The organism is Kitasatospora sp. GAS1066B (genome assembly GCF_041262605.1).
Taxonomy (GTDB): Bacteria; Actinomycetota; Actinomycetes; order Streptomycetales; family Streptomycetaceae; genus Kitasatospora.
Map to the genome: position 1 here is coordinate 1 of NZ_JBGCCO010000037.1, position 14,865 is coordinate 14,865.

A 14,865-nucleotide genomic window follows, 5' to 3' on the forward strand; every position below is an offset into this window, starting at 1 on the left:
CGCGCCCCAGGTGGCGGGGGCTGGCCCCCAGCCCCCCCCCCCGGCCCCGCCCCCCCCGGGGGGGGGGCCCCCCCGCCCCCCCCGCCCCCCCCCCGGCCCCCCCCCCCCCCCCCCCCCGGGGGGGGGGGGGGGGCCCCCGGGGGGGGGGGGCCCCCGCCCGCCCGGTTCGGTCGAGCCGACGGCTCAGTAGCGGTACTGCTCCGCCTTGTACGGGCCCTCGACCGGGACGCCGATGTAGTCGGCCTGGTCCTTGGTCAGGACGGTGAGCTTGACGCCCAGCGCGTCCAGGTGGAGGCGGGCGACCTTCTCGTCCAGGTGCTTGGGCAGCACGTAGACGCCGATCGGGTACTGCTCGGTCTTGGCGAACAGCTCGATCTGCGCGATGGTCTGGTTCGCGAAGGAGTTGGACATCACGAAGGACGGGTGACCGGTCGCGTTGCCCAGGTTCAGCAGGCGGCCCTCGGAGAGCACGATGATGGTGTGGCCGTCCGCGAAGCGCCACTCGTGGACCTGCGGCTTGACCTCGGTCTTCACGACGCCGGGCAGCTTGGCCAGGCCGGCCATGTCGAGCTCGTTGTCGAAGTGGCCGATGTTGCCGACGATCGCCTGGTGCTTCATCTTCACCATGTCCGAGGCGAGGATGATGTCCTTGTTGCCCGTGGTGGTGATGAAGATGTCGCCGATCGAGATGACCTCGTCCAGGGTGGTGACCTGGTAGCCGTCCATCGCGGCCTGCAGCGCGCAGATCGGGTCGATCTCGGTGACGATGACCCGGGCGCCCTGGCCGCGCAGCGACTCGGCGCAGCCCTTGCCCACGTCGCCGTAGCCGCAGACGACCGCGACCTTGCCGCCGATCAGCACGTCGGTGGCGCGGTTGATGCCGTCGATCAGCGAGTGGCGGCAGCCGTACTTGTTGTCGAACTTCGACTTGGTGACCGAGTCGTTGACGTTGATCGCCGGGAAGAGCAGCTTGCCGTCCCGGTGCATCTCGTACAGGCGGTGCACGCCGGTGGTGGTCTCCTCGGTGACGCCCTTGATGGTGGCGGCGACCTCGGTCCACTTGCGCGGGGACTCGGTCAGGGTGCGGTTGAGCAGCTCCAGGATGATCCGGAACTCGTCGTTGTCGGCGGTGGCCGGGTCCGGCGCGGCGCCGGCCTTCTCGAACTCGACGCCCTTGTGGATCAGCAGGGTGGCGTCACCGCCGTCGTCCAGGATCATGTTGGGCGTCTGGCCGTTCGGCCAGGTCAGCGCCTGCTCGGTGCACCACCAGTACTCCTCCAGGGTCTCGCCCTTCCAGGCGAAGACCGGGACACCGGCGGGGTTCTCGACAGTGCCCTCGGGGCCGACCGCGATCGCGGCGGCGGCGTGGTCCTGGGTGGAGAAGATGTTGCAGGAGCACCAGCGGACCTCGGCGCCCAGCGCGGTGAGGGTCTCGATCAGCACGGCGGTCTGCACCGTCATGTGCAGCGAGCCGGTGATCCGGGCGCCGGCCAGCGGCTGGGTGGCCGCGAACTCCTTGCGGATCGACATCAGGCCGGGCATCTCGTGCTCGGCGAGCTGGATCTCCTTGCGACCGAACGGGGCCAGGGAGAGGTCGGCGACCTTGAAGTCACCGGTGGTGTTGCCGGACATGCGGGGTACTCCTCGCTGCGTGGGGCCGATGCGTACGGGTGTGCTTGACGGCGGCGCGGCACCCGAGGGACGCCACTCCGCTGCGCGGCACAATCCGTCGGAGGACCTCTCTCCCTCGACCCGGGCCACACCCGGATCGACCGCCATCAGCAGCGACGTTTGGCACTGGTGACGAATCTACACCGAGGGCGCGCGGGGCCGGGGGCGGTTCGACCGGTTTCGGCCGCGCGCGGCGCCGGTCAGAGCGTGACGGTGGCGCGGAACAGCGTGCCGGTGCCGGTCAGCGTGGTGGCCGTGCCGGTGGCGGGCAGGTAGGCGGACTGACCCCGGGTCAGCTCCAGGCCCTGCCCCGCGGCGTCGGTCAGGGTGACCGAGCCCTCGGTGCAGAGCAGGATCTGGGCAGTGCGGCCGGCCACCTGGCGCTGGGCGCCGGCGCTCAGCACGAAGCGGGAGAGGCGGAACTCGTCGATCGGGACCGGGAACAGCTCCTCGCCGTCCTCGCTCGCGACCGGGCGCCGCACGCCCGGGTCGCCGGCCTCGAAGACGACCACCCTGAGCAGCTCGGGGACGTCGATGTGCTTGGGGGTCAGCCCGCAGCGCAGCACGTTGTCGGAGTTGGCCATGATCTCCACGCCGGTGCCCTTGATGTAGGCGTGCGGGACACCCGCGCCGAGGTAGAGCGCGTCACCGGGCTGCAACCGGACGAAGTTGAGCAGCAGCGCGGCCAGCACCCCGGCATCGCCCGGGAAGTGCTTGGCGGCGTACGCGTAGCCGGCCCAGGCGGGCGCCCAGGGCGAGGCGGGCTCGGCGGCCAGCGAGCGGTCCAGCGCCTCGGCCAGCTCCTTGACGGTGACCGCCACGACCGCGGGGTCGGTGGTGAGCATGGTGGCCAGCGTCTCGCGCAGCGCCTGCTCGGCGGGCTTGGTGCGCAGCAGGTCGATCAGCGGGGCCAGGCCCGGTAGGCCCAGCCGCTCCATCAGGTCGGCGGTGGCCAGCGGGTCGCGGAAACCGCAGAGCCCGTCGAACTCGTCCAGCGCGCAGATCAGTTCGGGCTTGTGGTTGGCGTCCTTGTAGTTGCGGCGGCCCGCCTCGACCGGGATCCCGGCGGCCTCCTCCGCGGCGAAGCCGGCTCGGGCCTGGGCCAGGTCCGGGTGCACCTGGAGGGAGAGCGGGATCTCGGCGGCCAGCACCTTGAGCAGGAACGGCAGGGTCGGGCCGAACTTGGCCACGGTCGCGGCGCCCAGCTCGGCGGCCGGGTCGGCGGCGATCACCTGGTCCAGCGGCAGCGGACCCGCGCCGCGGTCCACCTGGGACGGCCCGCCGGGGTGGGCGCCCAGCCACAGTTCGGCCTGCGGCTCACCGGTGGGCCGCTCGCCGAGCAGGGCCGGGATCGCGGTGGTCGAACCCCAGGCATAGGGGCGGACGGTGTTGGCGAGGCGGTCCATCTGGCGGCCCAGCTCCTTGCTTCGGCTGACGTGTGCGGTGGTGACGTGTGGGGGACCCTGACGGTAGCCCACCGGGATTCAGCGCTGCTCGGCCAGGCCGAGGTAGACGGCGGCGAAGTCGGTCAGCGCGATCAGCTCGGCCAGCGCGTGCAGTGGTTCGGAGCGGGTGCCGGTCAGCTCGGTCAGCCGGACCTCGTGGTCGGCGGCCAGCCGGCGGGCCCGGCGCACCGTGGGGCCGGCGGGTGCCGGTTCGGGCGCGGCCTCGGGCGCGGCGGGCTCGGCCGGCTCCGGCTGCGGGACGTGCCGCAGCACCAGGACCTGGACGGCCAGCGGGTCCGGCTCCTCGACGCGGTCGCGGAAGAAGTCCCCGGGGTCGGCGCCGGCACCGAGCTGCCCGGTGATCATGCCGCGATGGGCGCTCAGCACCTGCGGCAGCTGGCCGGCGACGGCGGGACGGCCGGCCCGGTCGGCGAGCATCGCGGCGAACCGCTCGGCGGCCACCGCGGCCAGCGGTCCCTCGCTCCACAGCAGCGGGACGGTGCCGGAGAGCTGGGCGGCCAGGTCCTTGGCGGGGTTGAGGTAGGCGGCGGCGTCCGGGCGGTGCCGGACCGCCAGCTCGTCCAGCAGGTCGGCGGCGGCCTCCAGCTCCCGGTCCGGGGCGTTCAGCACGCCGATCCGGTCGGCCAGCGCGAGCAGCGGGGTGAGGTGGGCCCAGAGCGCCCCGAAGTCCTCGGAGGGCAGGTCGGGTTCGGCCGCCTCGGCCCGCCCGTCCGCCTCGTCGCCGGCCGACGGGACGTACGGCAGCGGCAGCGCGCGCACCTGGAGCGCGGCCTCGGCCAGCGGGCGGTCCTCGGGCGCGATCACCGCGATCGCGCAGCCGCGCGCGTAGGCCTGCTCGGCGAGGCTGATCAGGCCGGCCTCGGTGCCGTCGGCGGAGGCCAGCACCAGCAGGTCGTTCGGTCCGGCCCAGCCGGGCAGTTGCCAGCTCAGGCCGTCGCTGAAGAGCGCGGCGGGCAGCGCGTCCGTCGGCGGCAGCGGCTGGACCAGGGTCCCGGTGCCGGCCAGCGCGGCCAGCGCCTGACCGGCCGTCAGCACGCTGCCGTGGCCGGCCACCAGGATGCCGCGCGGGCGGCCGTCGGGCCGCAGCCCGGCCAGGCCCGAACTCTGGGCCTGGCGCAGCGCGGTGCGGATCCGGGCGCCGGCGCCGGCGAGCGCCAGCAGCGCGTGGTCCCGGTCGGCGCGCTGGAGGGCGGCCGGGTCGTCGAGCAGGCTGTCGTCGAGCATGCGGCTGGACCTCCGGGTCCGGTCCGGGTGTCGGGGGCTCAGGCGGGGCGGCGGGCCTCGTCCACGAGCAGCACCGGGATGCCGTCGCGAATCGGGTAGGCCAGGCCGCAGTCGGCACCGGTGCAGGTCAGCTCGGGCTGGTCCGCTGCAGTCTCTTCGCGCAGCGCGGCATGGCAGCTCGGGCAGACCAGGATCTCCAGCAGGAAGGGTTCGAGCGTCATGATCAGGGCTGCTCCGTTTCGAGGTGGACGGCGGGACGCGAGGCGCCCCGGCCGGTGGGTCCACCCTACCGGCCGGGGCGCCTCGGGTTGAGGATCAGGCGAGGACGATCGCCAGCACGCCGTCACGCAGTTCGGCCATCTTGGCCGGGTCCTTGGCCTCGACGTTGAGGCGCAGCAGCGGCTCGGTGTTGGAGGCGCGCAGGTTGAACCACCAGTCGGGGCCGGCGACGGTCAGGCCGTCCAGCTCGTCGACACTGACGCCCGCCAGCGAGCCGTACGCGGCCCGCACCTCGGCGGTCTTGCCCGCCTGGTCGGCGACCTCGCTGTTGATCTCGCCGGAGGCCGCGTAGCGGTCGTACTCGGCGGTCAGCGCGGAGAGCGTGCCGTCCTGGCCGCCGAGCGCGGCGAGCACGTGCAGCGCGGCCAGCATGCCGGTGTCGGCACGCCAGAAGTCGCGGAAGTAGTAGTGCGCGGAGTGCTCGCCGCCGAAGATCGCGTCGGTCTCGGCCATCCGCTGCTTGATGAAGGAGTGGCCGACCCGGGTGCGCACGGCCTTGCCGCCGTGCTCGGCGACGACCTCGGCAACGGTCCAGGAGGTGATCAGGTTGTGGATGATCGTCGCGTTCGGCTCGCCGTTCGCCCGGGCCCGGGCCAGCTCGCGCACCGCGACCAGGGCGGTGATCGCCGACGGGGAGACCGGCTCGCCGCGCTCGTCGATCACGAAGCAGCGGTCGGCGTCGCCGTCGAAGGCCAGGCCGATGTCGGCGCCGACCTCGCGGACCTTGGCCTGCAGGTCGACCAGGTTCTTCGGGTCGAGCGGGTTGGCCTCGTGGTTGGGGAAGGTGCCGTCCAGCTCGAAGTACATCGGGACGACGTCCAGCGGCAGGCCGGCGAGGACGGTCGGGACGGTGTGGCCACCCATGCCGTTGCCCGCGTCCACCACGACCTTGAGCGGGCGGATCGAGGTCAGGTCGACCAGACCGAGCAGGTGGTCCGCGTAGCCGCGCAGGGTGTCCTGCTCGGTCAGCACGCCCTGCTTGGTGCCCTCGGGCGCCGCCGGGACGGTGACGCTGTTATCGGCACCGATCCAGCTCTGCACCAGCTCGCGGATCTCGGCCAGCCCGGTGTCCTCGCCGACCGGGGCGGCGCCCTTGCGGCACATCTTGATGCCGTTGTACTGCGCCGGGTTGTGGCTGGCGGTGAACATCGCGCCGGGCAGGTCCAGCTTGCCGCTCGCGTAGTAGAGCTGGTCGGTGGAGCAGAGGCCGATCTCGGTGACGTCCGCGCCGTAGCCGGCCGCGCCCTCGGCGAAGGCCCGGCTCAGGCTCGGCGAGGAGGGACGCATGTCGTGTCCGACCACGATCGCGGTCGCACCGGTGACCTGGACGAAGGCGGCCCCGAAGGCCCGGGACAGGTTCTCGTCCCACTGGTCCGGAACGACGCCTCGCACGTCGTACGCCTTGACGAGCTGCTTGAGGTCGCGCACTGCGGCTCCACCCTTGTTGTCTCTCGGAACGGGCTGTCCCTGGAACGGGCTCCGTAGGCCCACGGTCACGATACGTCGCGCCACGAACACGGCATGACCGCAGGGGTGTCCGGCCCGGGCAGTGGGCAGCGTACCGGGTGGCGGTGGCGGCGACTTAACGCTCAGCTGTCGGGCGAGCGCAGCACCCGCAGGTGACCGCGGCGGCCGACCTGGGCCGGATCGCCCTCGGCGGGGCGCACCGGGCGCGGGCCGCGCTCCTGCGGGCGGGCCGCCTCGCGCACCGCGTTGGCCAGCGCTTCCAGGTCGTCGCTGCTGCGGCGCAGCGGTCCGCCCTCGGTGGCCAGACGGACCACCTCCCAGCCGCGCGGGGCGGTCAGGCGCTCGGCGTGCTCGGCGCACAGGTCGTAGCAGTGCGGCTCGGCGTAGGTGGCGAGCGGGCCGAGCACCGCCGTGGAGTCGGCGTACACGTACGTCAGGGTCGCCACGGCCGGTCGGCCGCACGCGGTCCGCGAACAACGACGTACAGGGCTCACGAGGGTGGACGGTACCGCACCGGCGGCCGGCTGGCTAAGACCCGGGGGCGCAAGCCGGTTCGTGTCGCGTCCGCGGGCGCTCGGATCGGTGTTCGCGTGGTCCATTTCCTGGCCTCCTAGGGCTAGGCTCGTGATTGATATGGACAGCTCCACACCGCCCCCGTCCGCGCCCAGGCCGCCTGCCTGGGCCCCGCCCGCCGGGTCGCCGCGCGCTCGGCGCCGCGACCGGCACGGCCGAGGGCTGCGCGGACCGCTGGCGCCGCCGCAGGTCCCGATCTCGCTGAGCCGCTCCGAGCTTTTCGAGGACTACGTCCGCGAGTCGGTGGAGCGACTGGAGCGCCGCTGGCCGCAGTTGATCGACGTCGAGTTCGAGGTCGACGAGGTGCCCGAGGCACTGCCCGGCGAACCCGACCCGGTGCCCGACGGCGGGGTGCCGCTGGGCAAGGTGGTCCCAGCCGGGCAGGGCCGCAAGAGCCGGATCGTGCTCTACCGCCGGCCGGTGGAGATCCGCGCCAAGTCCCGCGAGGACCGGGCGGCACTGGTGCACGAGATCCTGATCGAGCAGGTCGCCGAGTTGCTCGGGCTGTCGCCCGACGCCATCGACCCCCGGTACGACGAGGAGTGACGCACCGCCCGGGCGCCCGGGCGGGCTCAGTGGACGAGCACTCCCGGGTCCTGGGCGGCCTGCGGGATCTGGACGTAGCTGTGGTCGTCCTGCAGGGCCTGGATGGTGAACATCGGGATGCCGCTGGTGGTGACCGCCAGCATCCGGGCGGCCGTCACCGGGCCGCCCGACTCGGTCTCGATCGTGACGCCGAACGAGCCGTTGCCGCCGGACGGTTCGGGTGACCCCATGGCGACCGTGGCACCCGCCGGGACCTGGACCTCCTTGCTGGTCGGGGTGCCGCCGCCGGTGCTCGCCGAGGCCGTCACCCGGACCGTGGCGGCGTCACCCGTCGAGGTGATCAGCAGAGTGGACGCACCACCTCCCCGGGTGTCGGCCACGCTGGCCCGCTTGCCCACCGGCGCGCTGCCGGTCAGCCAGGCCGAGTCGCTCTTGCCGTTGGCGGCCCGGTCGATCCGCAGCGTGGCCACCACCGGGGTCGGGTGGGCCTTGTCGGTCGGGGTGAGCCGCAGTGCGGAGGCCTGCTGACGGGTGATCTGGCCACCGAGGTCGACGGCGGTCACCATGCCGGCCTTGACGTGGATCGTCTCGTGGCCGGCCGGGGTGAACCAGCCGTTCGGGCCGGAGAGTTGGATGTTCAGGTCGGCGTCGTCGGTGCCGCCGGGGGCGGCCACGACCAGCCGGGCCGCCGAGAGGTCGCCCGGCATGCCGGGCAGCACCACGCTGGGTGCCGGGTCGGCCGAGGCGGGGATCCAGTCGGCGCCGGCCGAGCCGTCGGCCGCGTGCAGGAAGGCGCCGACCCGGCCGCTGCGGACGGTCACCTCCACCGCGAGGTCGCTCACCTGAGCGGGGATCACCGTGGTCAGCAGCACGGACAGCGAGCTGCCGGACGGGACGGTCAGTCCGGTGCCGGCGTCGCTCTCGATCGGCCCCTGGTCGCCGTAGAGCCGCAGGTCGACCACGGCTGGAGTGCTCGCCACGTTGGTCAGGCTGACGTAGTCCTTGCGGTTGCCCGCGGTGCTGGCCCCGGCGAACCAGAAGTGGGTGCCGGAGGGCTCGCAGTTGACGCCGGACATGCCCTGGCCGTGCGAGTCGTTCACGGCGGTGGTCTGGGTGACCGTGAAGCCGGGGGCGAAGGCACCGGTGGCGGTCGCCGAGGTGCCCACCGCGGTGTCGCCGTTGTCGGCCTGGCCGGCCACCGGCACGCCGGGCTTGGCCAGCGCCACCAGGGCGTTGGCGGCCTGGGCCGGAGCCTGACCGGGGGCGGCGGACGGAGCCGGCGAACCCGACGGCGCGGGCGAACCGGACGGCGCCGGCGGAGCCGACGGCGCGGCTGTCGACGGCGGCGCCACATCGCTCACCGTCGCGCTGCCGCCCTGGGCGGGCCCGCCGCTGCCGGGGGTGAACGCGGTGATCTGGGTGTTGCCGGTCACCCCCTGGATCGGCTGCGGGCAGACCAGCGCGGTCCGCTCCACCTGGGCGCCCACCGGCTGCCCGGTCGGCGGGGCGGCGGGAGCCGCCGGCGGACGCAACTCGGCGACCCCGAAGACCAGGGCGAGCACGGCGGCGCAGGCCAGCAGCGACAGTCCGGTGCGGCTGCCACCCTGGGCCGCGCCGATCGAGCGGCCCAGGGAGGGGACAGGGAGTTTCATCGCGGGTCAGCTCCGTCGTGGTGCGGGTGGCCGCCGTAGGAGGGGTGCTCCGGGTCGTAGGGGCGGCCCTGGTCGGGCAGCCAGGGCTGCGGATCGCCGCCCTGGTAGCCCTGCTGGTCGTAGCCGCCGTAGCCGTAGTCCGCCGCCGGATAGGGCTGCTGGGCCGCGTACGGGTCGCCCTGGTAGCCGGGCTCGGCATACGGCTCGTACGACGGCTCGTTGGCGTACGGCTCCGCCGGGTACTGCTCCGTGGCGTACGGCTCCCCGGCGTACTGGGGCTGCGCGGGGTAGCCGGCCTGGTAGGACTGCTGGGCCGCGTACGGGTCGTAGCCGTACGGGTCGGCCTGCTGGAAGTCCTCCCCGCCGTACCCGCCCTGCTGGTGGTGCGGCTGCGCGTACGGGTCGGGGTGGACCGGCGCGGGCTCGGCCTGCTCGGGGTGTCCGGGCCCGCCGGTGGGCTGCGGCGGGATGCCCTGGACGGTGCCGTAGACCCCGAGCTCGCCGTCGGCCGGCTCCGCCGCCTCGCCCTCGCTGCGTTCGGCCAGCCGGCGGGCCCGGCGGCTGCCGGGGACCGGAGGCTGGGCGGCCTGGGCGGCGGCCAGCGCGGCGGCGGCCACCACCTCCTCGGGCAGGTCGTCGTCCTTGGTGCTGCGCCGCCCGGGCAGCGCGAGCACCAGCACGGTGACGCCGAGCAGCAGTTGCAGCCCGATCCAACCGGTGTGCAGCAGCGGGGTGGCACGGCTGACGCTGAGCTTGCCGCCGCCGGCCGGCAGTTGGAAGCCCTGCGCCCAGCCGTCCAGCGTGACCGGCGTGAGCGCGGTGCCGTTCAGCGTGGCCCGCCAGCCCGGGTCGGCCTGCTCGGCCAGGTGCAGCACCCGGCCGGCGGGGCCGGCCGGGATGGTCGCGTCGACCGACTCGGCGGCGGCGGGCACCGGGACCGGCGCGGCGTTCGGCGCGGTGATCACCACCCGGGTCGCCGGCAGGCCGTTGACCTGCCAGAGGGCGGAGCCGTTGTCCTGGCTGAGCGCGACCAGGCCGGGGGTGGTGTCCAGCACGTTCTGGACCTGGCCGACCATCGGGCCCTGCACCACCACGTACGCCACGCCGAAATTGGCCAGCGCGGCGGCCTGGTCGGCACCGGAGCCGGCCAGCAGGCTGCCGACCAGCTTGGTCAGCCGGTCCTTGGTGTCGCCGCCGGTGTCCACGGTGCCCTCGGCCTGACCGAGCGTCAGGCCGGCGCCGCGCACCACGGTGAAGCGCACCGAGCTCACCCGGGCGTCGCCGGTGAGCACCAGGGTGTTGGACCGGTCGGTGGTCCCGGCCTCCTCCGCGATGAAGGCGGGCACCTGGCCGGCACTGGTGCGGTGCACCGGGCCGTCGGCGCCGCTGACGGCCCACCACAAGCCGGTGCCCAGCGGGGCGAGCACGGCGGTGAGCACCACCAGGGCGGCCACCGGCTGGCGCCAGCCGAAGGCGATCCCGGCGACCCGCGCGTTGGCGCCGTCGGCGCCGATCGCGGCGGCGGCCAGCAGCGCGATGCCGGCCAGCAGGGTGGCCGGGCCGGCCCAGGCGGCGATCGGCAGGCCACCGGAGGCCGGGGTGACGCTGGTGCCGGCGACCGCGACGGCGAAGACCAGCCCGGCGCCGGCCGCGGCCCAGGCCGCCAGCACGGCGCGCCTGCGGTCGGCGCGCAGCAGGGCGGCGAGGGCGGCCAGCAGCACGCCGACCGAGAGCCAGGCCGGCGGCACCCCGGCGCCCCCGGGGTTGACCAGCAGCAGGTCCAGCGGGGTGGCGCGGTGGCCGCTGAAGACCGGCAGACCCGCTTCGAGCAGCAGTCGCGAGGGGTGCGCGAGCACCTGCGGGAACCAGGGCGCGAGCACCAGCACGGGCAGGCCGAGGATCACCGCGACCCGGGGGCCGAGCAGCCGCACGGCACTGACACCGCTGCCGTAGGCGCCGCCGCGCAGGATCGCCACCACCAGCGCGGCCAGCGACAGCGGCAGCGCTATGGCCCAGGACAGCGGCACGAAGGCGGTGCACACGGTGAGCAGCAGGACGGTCATCCAGGTGGAGCGCCAGCCGGGGCGCAGCCCTCGGGCGGCGGTCTCCCGGCGGATGCCCAGGCCCGCCGAGACGGCGGCGGCGCGGGCCAGCGGCGGCAGCAGCACGGCGAGCACCGCGGTGCCCAGCCGGCCCTCGGCGATGGCGCCGGTGGCGGCGGGCAGCAGCGCGTAGGTGGCGCTGGCCCAGGCCCGGACCAGCTTGGAGCCGAGCAGCGGCCGGGAGACCAGGTAGGCGCTGACCGCCGAGAGCGGAACGGAGAGCACCAGCAGCAGGGTGATCGCGAGGTCGGCGTGGTCGAAGAGCACCCAGGAGAGCACCGACAGGACCGCGAGGTAGGGCGGGGCGGTGGCGGTGGAGCCGGTGCCCACCGGGTGCCAGCTGCTCGCGTACATGTCCCACAGGCCGGACGCGCCGTCGGAGGCGGGCAGCAGCGACCCGCCCTGCAGCGCGCCGGAGCCGAGCAGGTTGCGGCCGGCGACCAGCGCGAAGACCAGCAGGGCGGCGAAGAGCACCGGGGCCGGACGCCGGGCCAGGCGCTTGAGCAGCGCGAACTGCTCGATCTCCAGCACCTCGCTGTCCTCGTCACCGCCGGTGGCCTCCACCGAGCCGTGCCGGCCGATCGAGTTGTCGTCCCCGCCGCCGATGCCGAGCGAGCTGATCGCGCCCTCGATGGCCAGGCGCGCGGTGGCGCCGGGCGGCGGGAAGAGGCCGCGGTCGTCCAGCGCGTCGTAGGAGCGGGTTCTGGCCCGGCGTTTGCGGGCCAGCAACAGCCGGGGCAGCCGGACCAGTTCGTGGCCCAGGCCCGCGATCTCGTCCAGTGCCTGGCGCGGGTCCTTGCCGACCAGGTTGGCCAGCACCCGCAGCAGGGTTCCGAGCACCAGCCGGAGCAGCACGTACGGGAAGACCAGCCGCCGGGAGTTGGCCAGCAGGGTGTAGACCGCGCCGGCCTTGTCGACCCGGTGCGGGTGGGCGGCGCCGCAGTCGATCGCGCGGCGCTCACGGCTGGCGGCCTCGGCGTGCCGCAGCACCGCGTCGGGCGCCACCACGACCCGGTGGCCCGCGGCGTTGACCCGCCAGCAGAAGTCGGTGTCGTCGCGCATCAGCGGCAGCGCCTTGTCGAAGCCGCCGAGCTGCTCGAAGACGTCGCGGCGCACCAGCATGCCCGCGGTGGAGACCGCGAGCACCGGGCGGACCTGGTCGTGCTGGCCCTGGTCCTGCTCGCGCCGGTCCAGGCCGGTCCAGCGGCGCCCCGAGCGGGCGATGCTGACGCCGACCTCCAGCAGCTGGCGCCGGTCGTACCAGCTGCGCAGCTTGGGGCCGATCACGGCGGCGGACGGGGTGGTGTCGGCGACCTGCAGGAGCCGGCGCAGCGCGTCGGTCTGCGGCTCGCAGTCGTCGTGCAGCAGCCAGAGCCACTCGACCGGCTGGGTCTCGCGCGGACCGCCGGAGCTCAGGTCGTCCTCGGCGGAGAGCGGGTCGCCGAAGTCGTCCCAGCCGCCGGTGACCGGGTCGTAGCCGGACGGGTCGAGGCTGTAGGGGAGGTCTTCGGGGCGCAGCGGCGGGCTGTTGAAGACGGCCTCGGCGACGGCGGTGCCGAATCCGGCCCGGCGGCCGAGCAGGGTGGGGCCCGACTCGGGCAGCCAGTCACCGAGGGTGTCGCGCAGCAGTTGCGGGGAGGTGTCGGTGCTGCCGGTGTCCACCGCGAGGATGCGCTGCACCTGGCGGTCCTGGCCGAGCAGGCCGGCCAGCGCCTGGGGCAGCCAGCGGGCACCGTCGTGGCTGACGATGACGGCGGTCACCAGGTGGCGCGGGTACGCGGGCGGCCGGCCGCTCCCGGGCCAGGCACGGTTCGCCGCCGCGGGCGGCTGGGGCCCCGCGGGCGGTTGTGGGCCTGACGGCTGGTCTGGGTAGCCGTGCTGCTGGCTGTAGGCAGTCATCGAGTGCGCGGGCCCCGGTTCCGGTGGACGGCAGGTGGCGCACCACACTAACGGCTTCGGCTGAGCGCGCTGTTCACCCGGTGGGGGGCTGTGGGGGCGCCGACCTGGTCGGCGGCGGGCGGGGGCCTCGATCGGCGCGGCGAAATGCAAAAGCGCCCCGCCGTCCGGGCGAGGCGCTTGCACAATCGGGTGGACACTGCACAGATTCTGCGAAGAGGAAAGCAGACAAGCTGACCGTATGAATCGGACAGCTGTTCTGGTGTTCGATTGCCTCTTCAGACCGCGCTCTTCTTGAGCCGCCGGCGTTCGCGTTCGGAGAGGCCTCCCCAGATTCCGAATCGCTCGTCGTTGGCGAGGGCGTACTCCAGGCATTCGGACCGCACCTCACAAGCCAGGCAGACCTTCTTGGCCTCGCGAGTGGATCCGCCCTTCTCGGGGAAGAACGACTCCGGGTCGGTCTGGGCGCACAGCGCACGCTCCTGCCAGCCGAGTTCCTCTTCCTCGTCGATGTCCTCACCGATCAACAGCTCAAAGAGCTCGCTCATTGGCGCGCCTCCTCTGCCCCTCTTGGCGTCCCCGTGCGTGTGTGCCGCAGGCCATGGACGTCTGCTCCGGTTCGGCCGAACGACACGACTGAAATTACATGTGCGTCACTCTGGCTCAGTCAAGCCGAGCTCTGGTATTGGGTCGTGAATTCACTCCCCGGAACCAAGGCGCTACAAATAGTGTACATATCCGGACAGAACGGACTTTCCGCAGCTCGCGGCCACGAAGCCGCTCCGAAGCCCGCCCGCCCCGCCTTCACGCAGACGTGAGCAGACGTGAGCGGAGACGTGAATCGAGCCGCTCCGGTTGCCGAGGACGCCCTCCGTGCCATCAAGGGCGGAGGGCGCCACCGGCGGCGACAACCGGCGCGGTCGCCGACGCACCGCTCCGGCCTGGGATCAATCCGGTCAACCGCCTGCCTTCCCGGAGATCTATGGATCAAAACCCCGAGTGGGACTTATCACCCGATTCGGCGTTTCGACCCGAATGTCCCTCTGATGGCCGTACGGGCGACTTGACACGAAGCCCCCGAAGCCTGTCTCCTGTAGCGCATGTCAGAGTCCATCGCCCCGCGGAGCCGCCACAGCGCGCTCCGGCGTGCCGCGAGCACTCTGTGTTGCCCTCGTCGCTCCTGTTGTCGTTAGGCGCGTCGACTCCCCGCGCCGTTCTCCGTGAACGGCTCTCCCGGCCTCGACGTGCCGCACCAGGACCACGAGGCCGTCCGCGTTTCCGGCACCTGTACCGCGGATCCGGCTGATCCCCCTCCTCACCGACCAGCCGCCGAGGATCCCGCTGATGCGTACCCGACTCCGCCCCCGCAAGCGCAACCGTGACCGTAACAAGCTCGCCCGCAAGGCCACCGTCCTGGCCACCGGCGCGGCTCGGCTGCCCGCGCCGACCAGGCCCGGCTGGGCCGACGGGCTCAGCGACGTGAGCATCGCCGGCGACCCGCTGGCCTTCCCCCACCTGGCCCGCACCGACCTGCCCCGGCACCCCGGCACGGTGGCCGACCACGCCCGGCTGGTCCGCGAGATCGCCGCCGACCGCGACCGCTGGGCCCCGCTGGTCCGCTACGACGCGCTCACCCGCTGGTACGCCCGGCTGGAGACCGGCCCCGGCTACGAGGTCTGGCTGCTCAGCTGGCTGCCCGGGCAGAGCAGCGGACTGCACGACCACGGCGACTCCTCCGGCGTCCTGACGGTGGTTCAGGGCGAGCTGGTCGAGCGCGCGCTCACCCCCGGGGGCGAGACCACCCGCACGCTGCGCCCCGGTGGCCGCAGGGTCTTCTCCCCCGGCTACCTGCACGAGGTGGTCAACGCGACGCTGGAGCCGGCCGTCAGCATCCACCTCTACTCCCCCGGTCTGACCGAGATGACGCAGTACGGGACGGCCGTTGCCGAGTTGGCGTCCGAACTGCCCTGAGCGTTTGGCAGGATGGGC

General features: G+C 73.8%; 11 protein-coding genes. 2 read left to right on the forward strand and 9 right to left on the reverse strand.

Annotated features, from left to right (window positions below; all coding sequences use genetic code 11):
• Positions 1-183 precede the first annotated feature (183 nt).
• The 6 genes from ahcY to ABH937_RS31730 form a co-directional block, all read right to left on the reverse strand.
• Entirely contained in the window at positions 184-1,632 is a 1,449-nt protein-coding gene (gene ahcY, locus ABH937_RS31705; RefSeq protein WP_370220217.1) for an adenosylhomocysteinase, read from the reverse strand.
• Positions 1,633-1,871: 239 nt separating this feature from the next.
• Positions 1,872-3,077 (reverse strand): mannose-6-phosphate isomerase, class I, encoded by a 1,206-nt coding sequence (gene manA, locus ABH937_RS31710; protein WP_370220218.1) that lies wholly within the window; start codon positions 3,075-3,077, stop codon positions 1,872-1,874.
• A 78-nt stretch (positions 3,078-3,155) separates the two neighbouring features.
• On the reverse strand, positions 3,156-4,361 hold the full coding sequence (locus tag ABH937_RS31715) for an SIS domain-containing protein (protein ID WP_370220219.1): 1,206 nt from the start codon (positions 4,359-4,361) through the stop codon (positions 3,156-3,158).
• A gap of 38 nt (positions 4,362-4,399) precedes the next feature.
• The gene (locus ABH937_RS31720; protein WP_280693930.1) at positions 4,400-4,582 is read right to left on the reverse strand and encodes a Trm112 family protein; all 183 of its coding nucleotides are present in this window, start codon (positions 4,580-4,582) and stop codon (positions 4,400-4,402) included.
• 94 nt (positions 4,583-4,676) lie between these two features.
• Positions 4,677-6,068, reverse strand: coding sequence for a phosphomannomutase/phosphoglucomutase (locus tag ABH937_RS31725; RefSeq protein WP_280693931.1), 1,392 nt, complete (start codon positions 6,066-6,068; stop codon positions 4,677-4,679).
• Positions 6,069-6,229: 161 nt separating this feature from the next.
• Positions 6,230-6,601 carry a DUF3499 domain-containing protein gene (locus ABH937_RS31730; protein WP_280693932.1) on the reverse strand — a complete coding sequence of 124 codons (372 nt, stop codon included), beginning with the start codon at positions 6,599-6,601 and terminating at the stop codon, positions 6,230-6,232.
• 139 nt (positions 6,602-6,740) lie between these two features.
• On the opposite strand from ABH937_RS31730, the gene ABH937_RS31735 reads away from it, so the two are divergent.
• Positions 6,741-7,226: a metallopeptidase family protein gene (locus tag ABH937_RS31735; RefSeq protein WP_370220220.1), complete on the forward strand. Its 486-nt coding sequence runs from the start codon at positions 6,741-6,743 to the stop codon at positions 7,224-7,226.
• A 26-nt stretch (positions 7,227-7,252) separates the two neighbouring features.
• On the opposite strand, the gene ABH937_RS31740 is transcribed toward ABH937_RS31735, so the two are convergent.
• The 3 genes from ABH937_RS31740 to ABH937_RS31750 form a co-directional block, all read right to left on the reverse strand.
• Positions 7,253-8,878: a DUF5719 family protein gene (locus tag ABH937_RS31740; protein ID WP_370220221.1), complete on the reverse strand. Its 1,626-nt coding sequence runs from the start codon at positions 8,876-8,878 to the stop codon at positions 7,253-7,255.
• Complete coding sequence (locus tag ABH937_RS31745; RefSeq protein ID WP_370220222.1) at positions 8,875-12,741, reverse strand: glycosyltransferase; 3,867 nt, start codon at positions 12,739-12,741, stop codon at positions 8,875-8,877. Before ABH937_RS31745 ends, ABH937_RS31740 begins: the two co-directional genes overlap by 4 nt.
• Positions 12,742-13,154: 413 nt before the next feature.
• Positions 13,155-13,424, reverse strand: coding sequence for a WhiB family transcriptional regulator (locus ABH937_RS31750; protein ID WP_280693936.1), 270 nt, complete (start codon positions 13,422-13,424; stop codon positions 13,155-13,157).
• Positions 13,425-14,220: 796 nt separating this feature from the next.
• On the opposite strand from ABH937_RS31750, the gene ABH937_RS31755 reads away from it, so the two are divergent.
• Entirely contained in the window at positions 14,221-14,847 is a 627-nt protein-coding gene (locus ABH937_RS31755; RefSeq protein WP_370220223.1) for a cysteine dioxygenase family protein, read from the forward strand.
• The last annotated feature ends 18 nt before the right edge of the window (positions 14,848-14,865 follow it).

Bases quoted from the DNA above. Each gene is read 5' to 3' on its own strand.
- ahcY (WP_370220217.1), bottom strand. From the start codon at position 1,632: ATGTCCGGCAACACCACCGGTGACTTCAAGGTCGCCGACCTCTCCCTG.
- manA (WP_370220218.1), bottom strand. From the start codon at position 3,077: ATGGACCGCCTCGCCAACACCGTCCGCCCCTATGCCTGGGGTTCGACC.
- ABH937_RS31715 (WP_370220219.1), bottom strand. From the start codon at position 4,361: ATGCTCGACGACAGCCTGCTCGACGACCCGGCCGCCCTCCAGCGCGCC.
- ABH937_RS31720 (WP_280693930.1), bottom strand. From the start codon at position 4,582: ATGACGCTCGAACCCTTCCTGCTGGAGATCCTGGTCTGCCCGAGCTGC.
- ABH937_RS31735 (WP_370220220.1), top strand. From the start codon at position 6,741: ATGGACAGCTCCACACCGCCCCCGTCCGCGCCCAGGCCGCCTGCCTGG.
- ABH937_RS31740 (WP_370220221.1), bottom strand. From the start codon at position 8,878: ATGAAACTCCCTGTCCCCTCCCTGGGCCGCTCGATCGGCGCGGCCCAG.
- ABH937_RS31750 (WP_280693936.1), bottom strand. From the start codon at position 13,424: ATGAGCGAGCTCTTTGAGCTGTTGATCGGTGAGGACATCGACGAGGAA.
- ABH937_RS31755 (WP_370220223.1), top strand. From the start codon at position 14,221: ATGCGTACCCGACTCCGCCCCCGCAAGCGCAACCGTGACCGTAACAAG.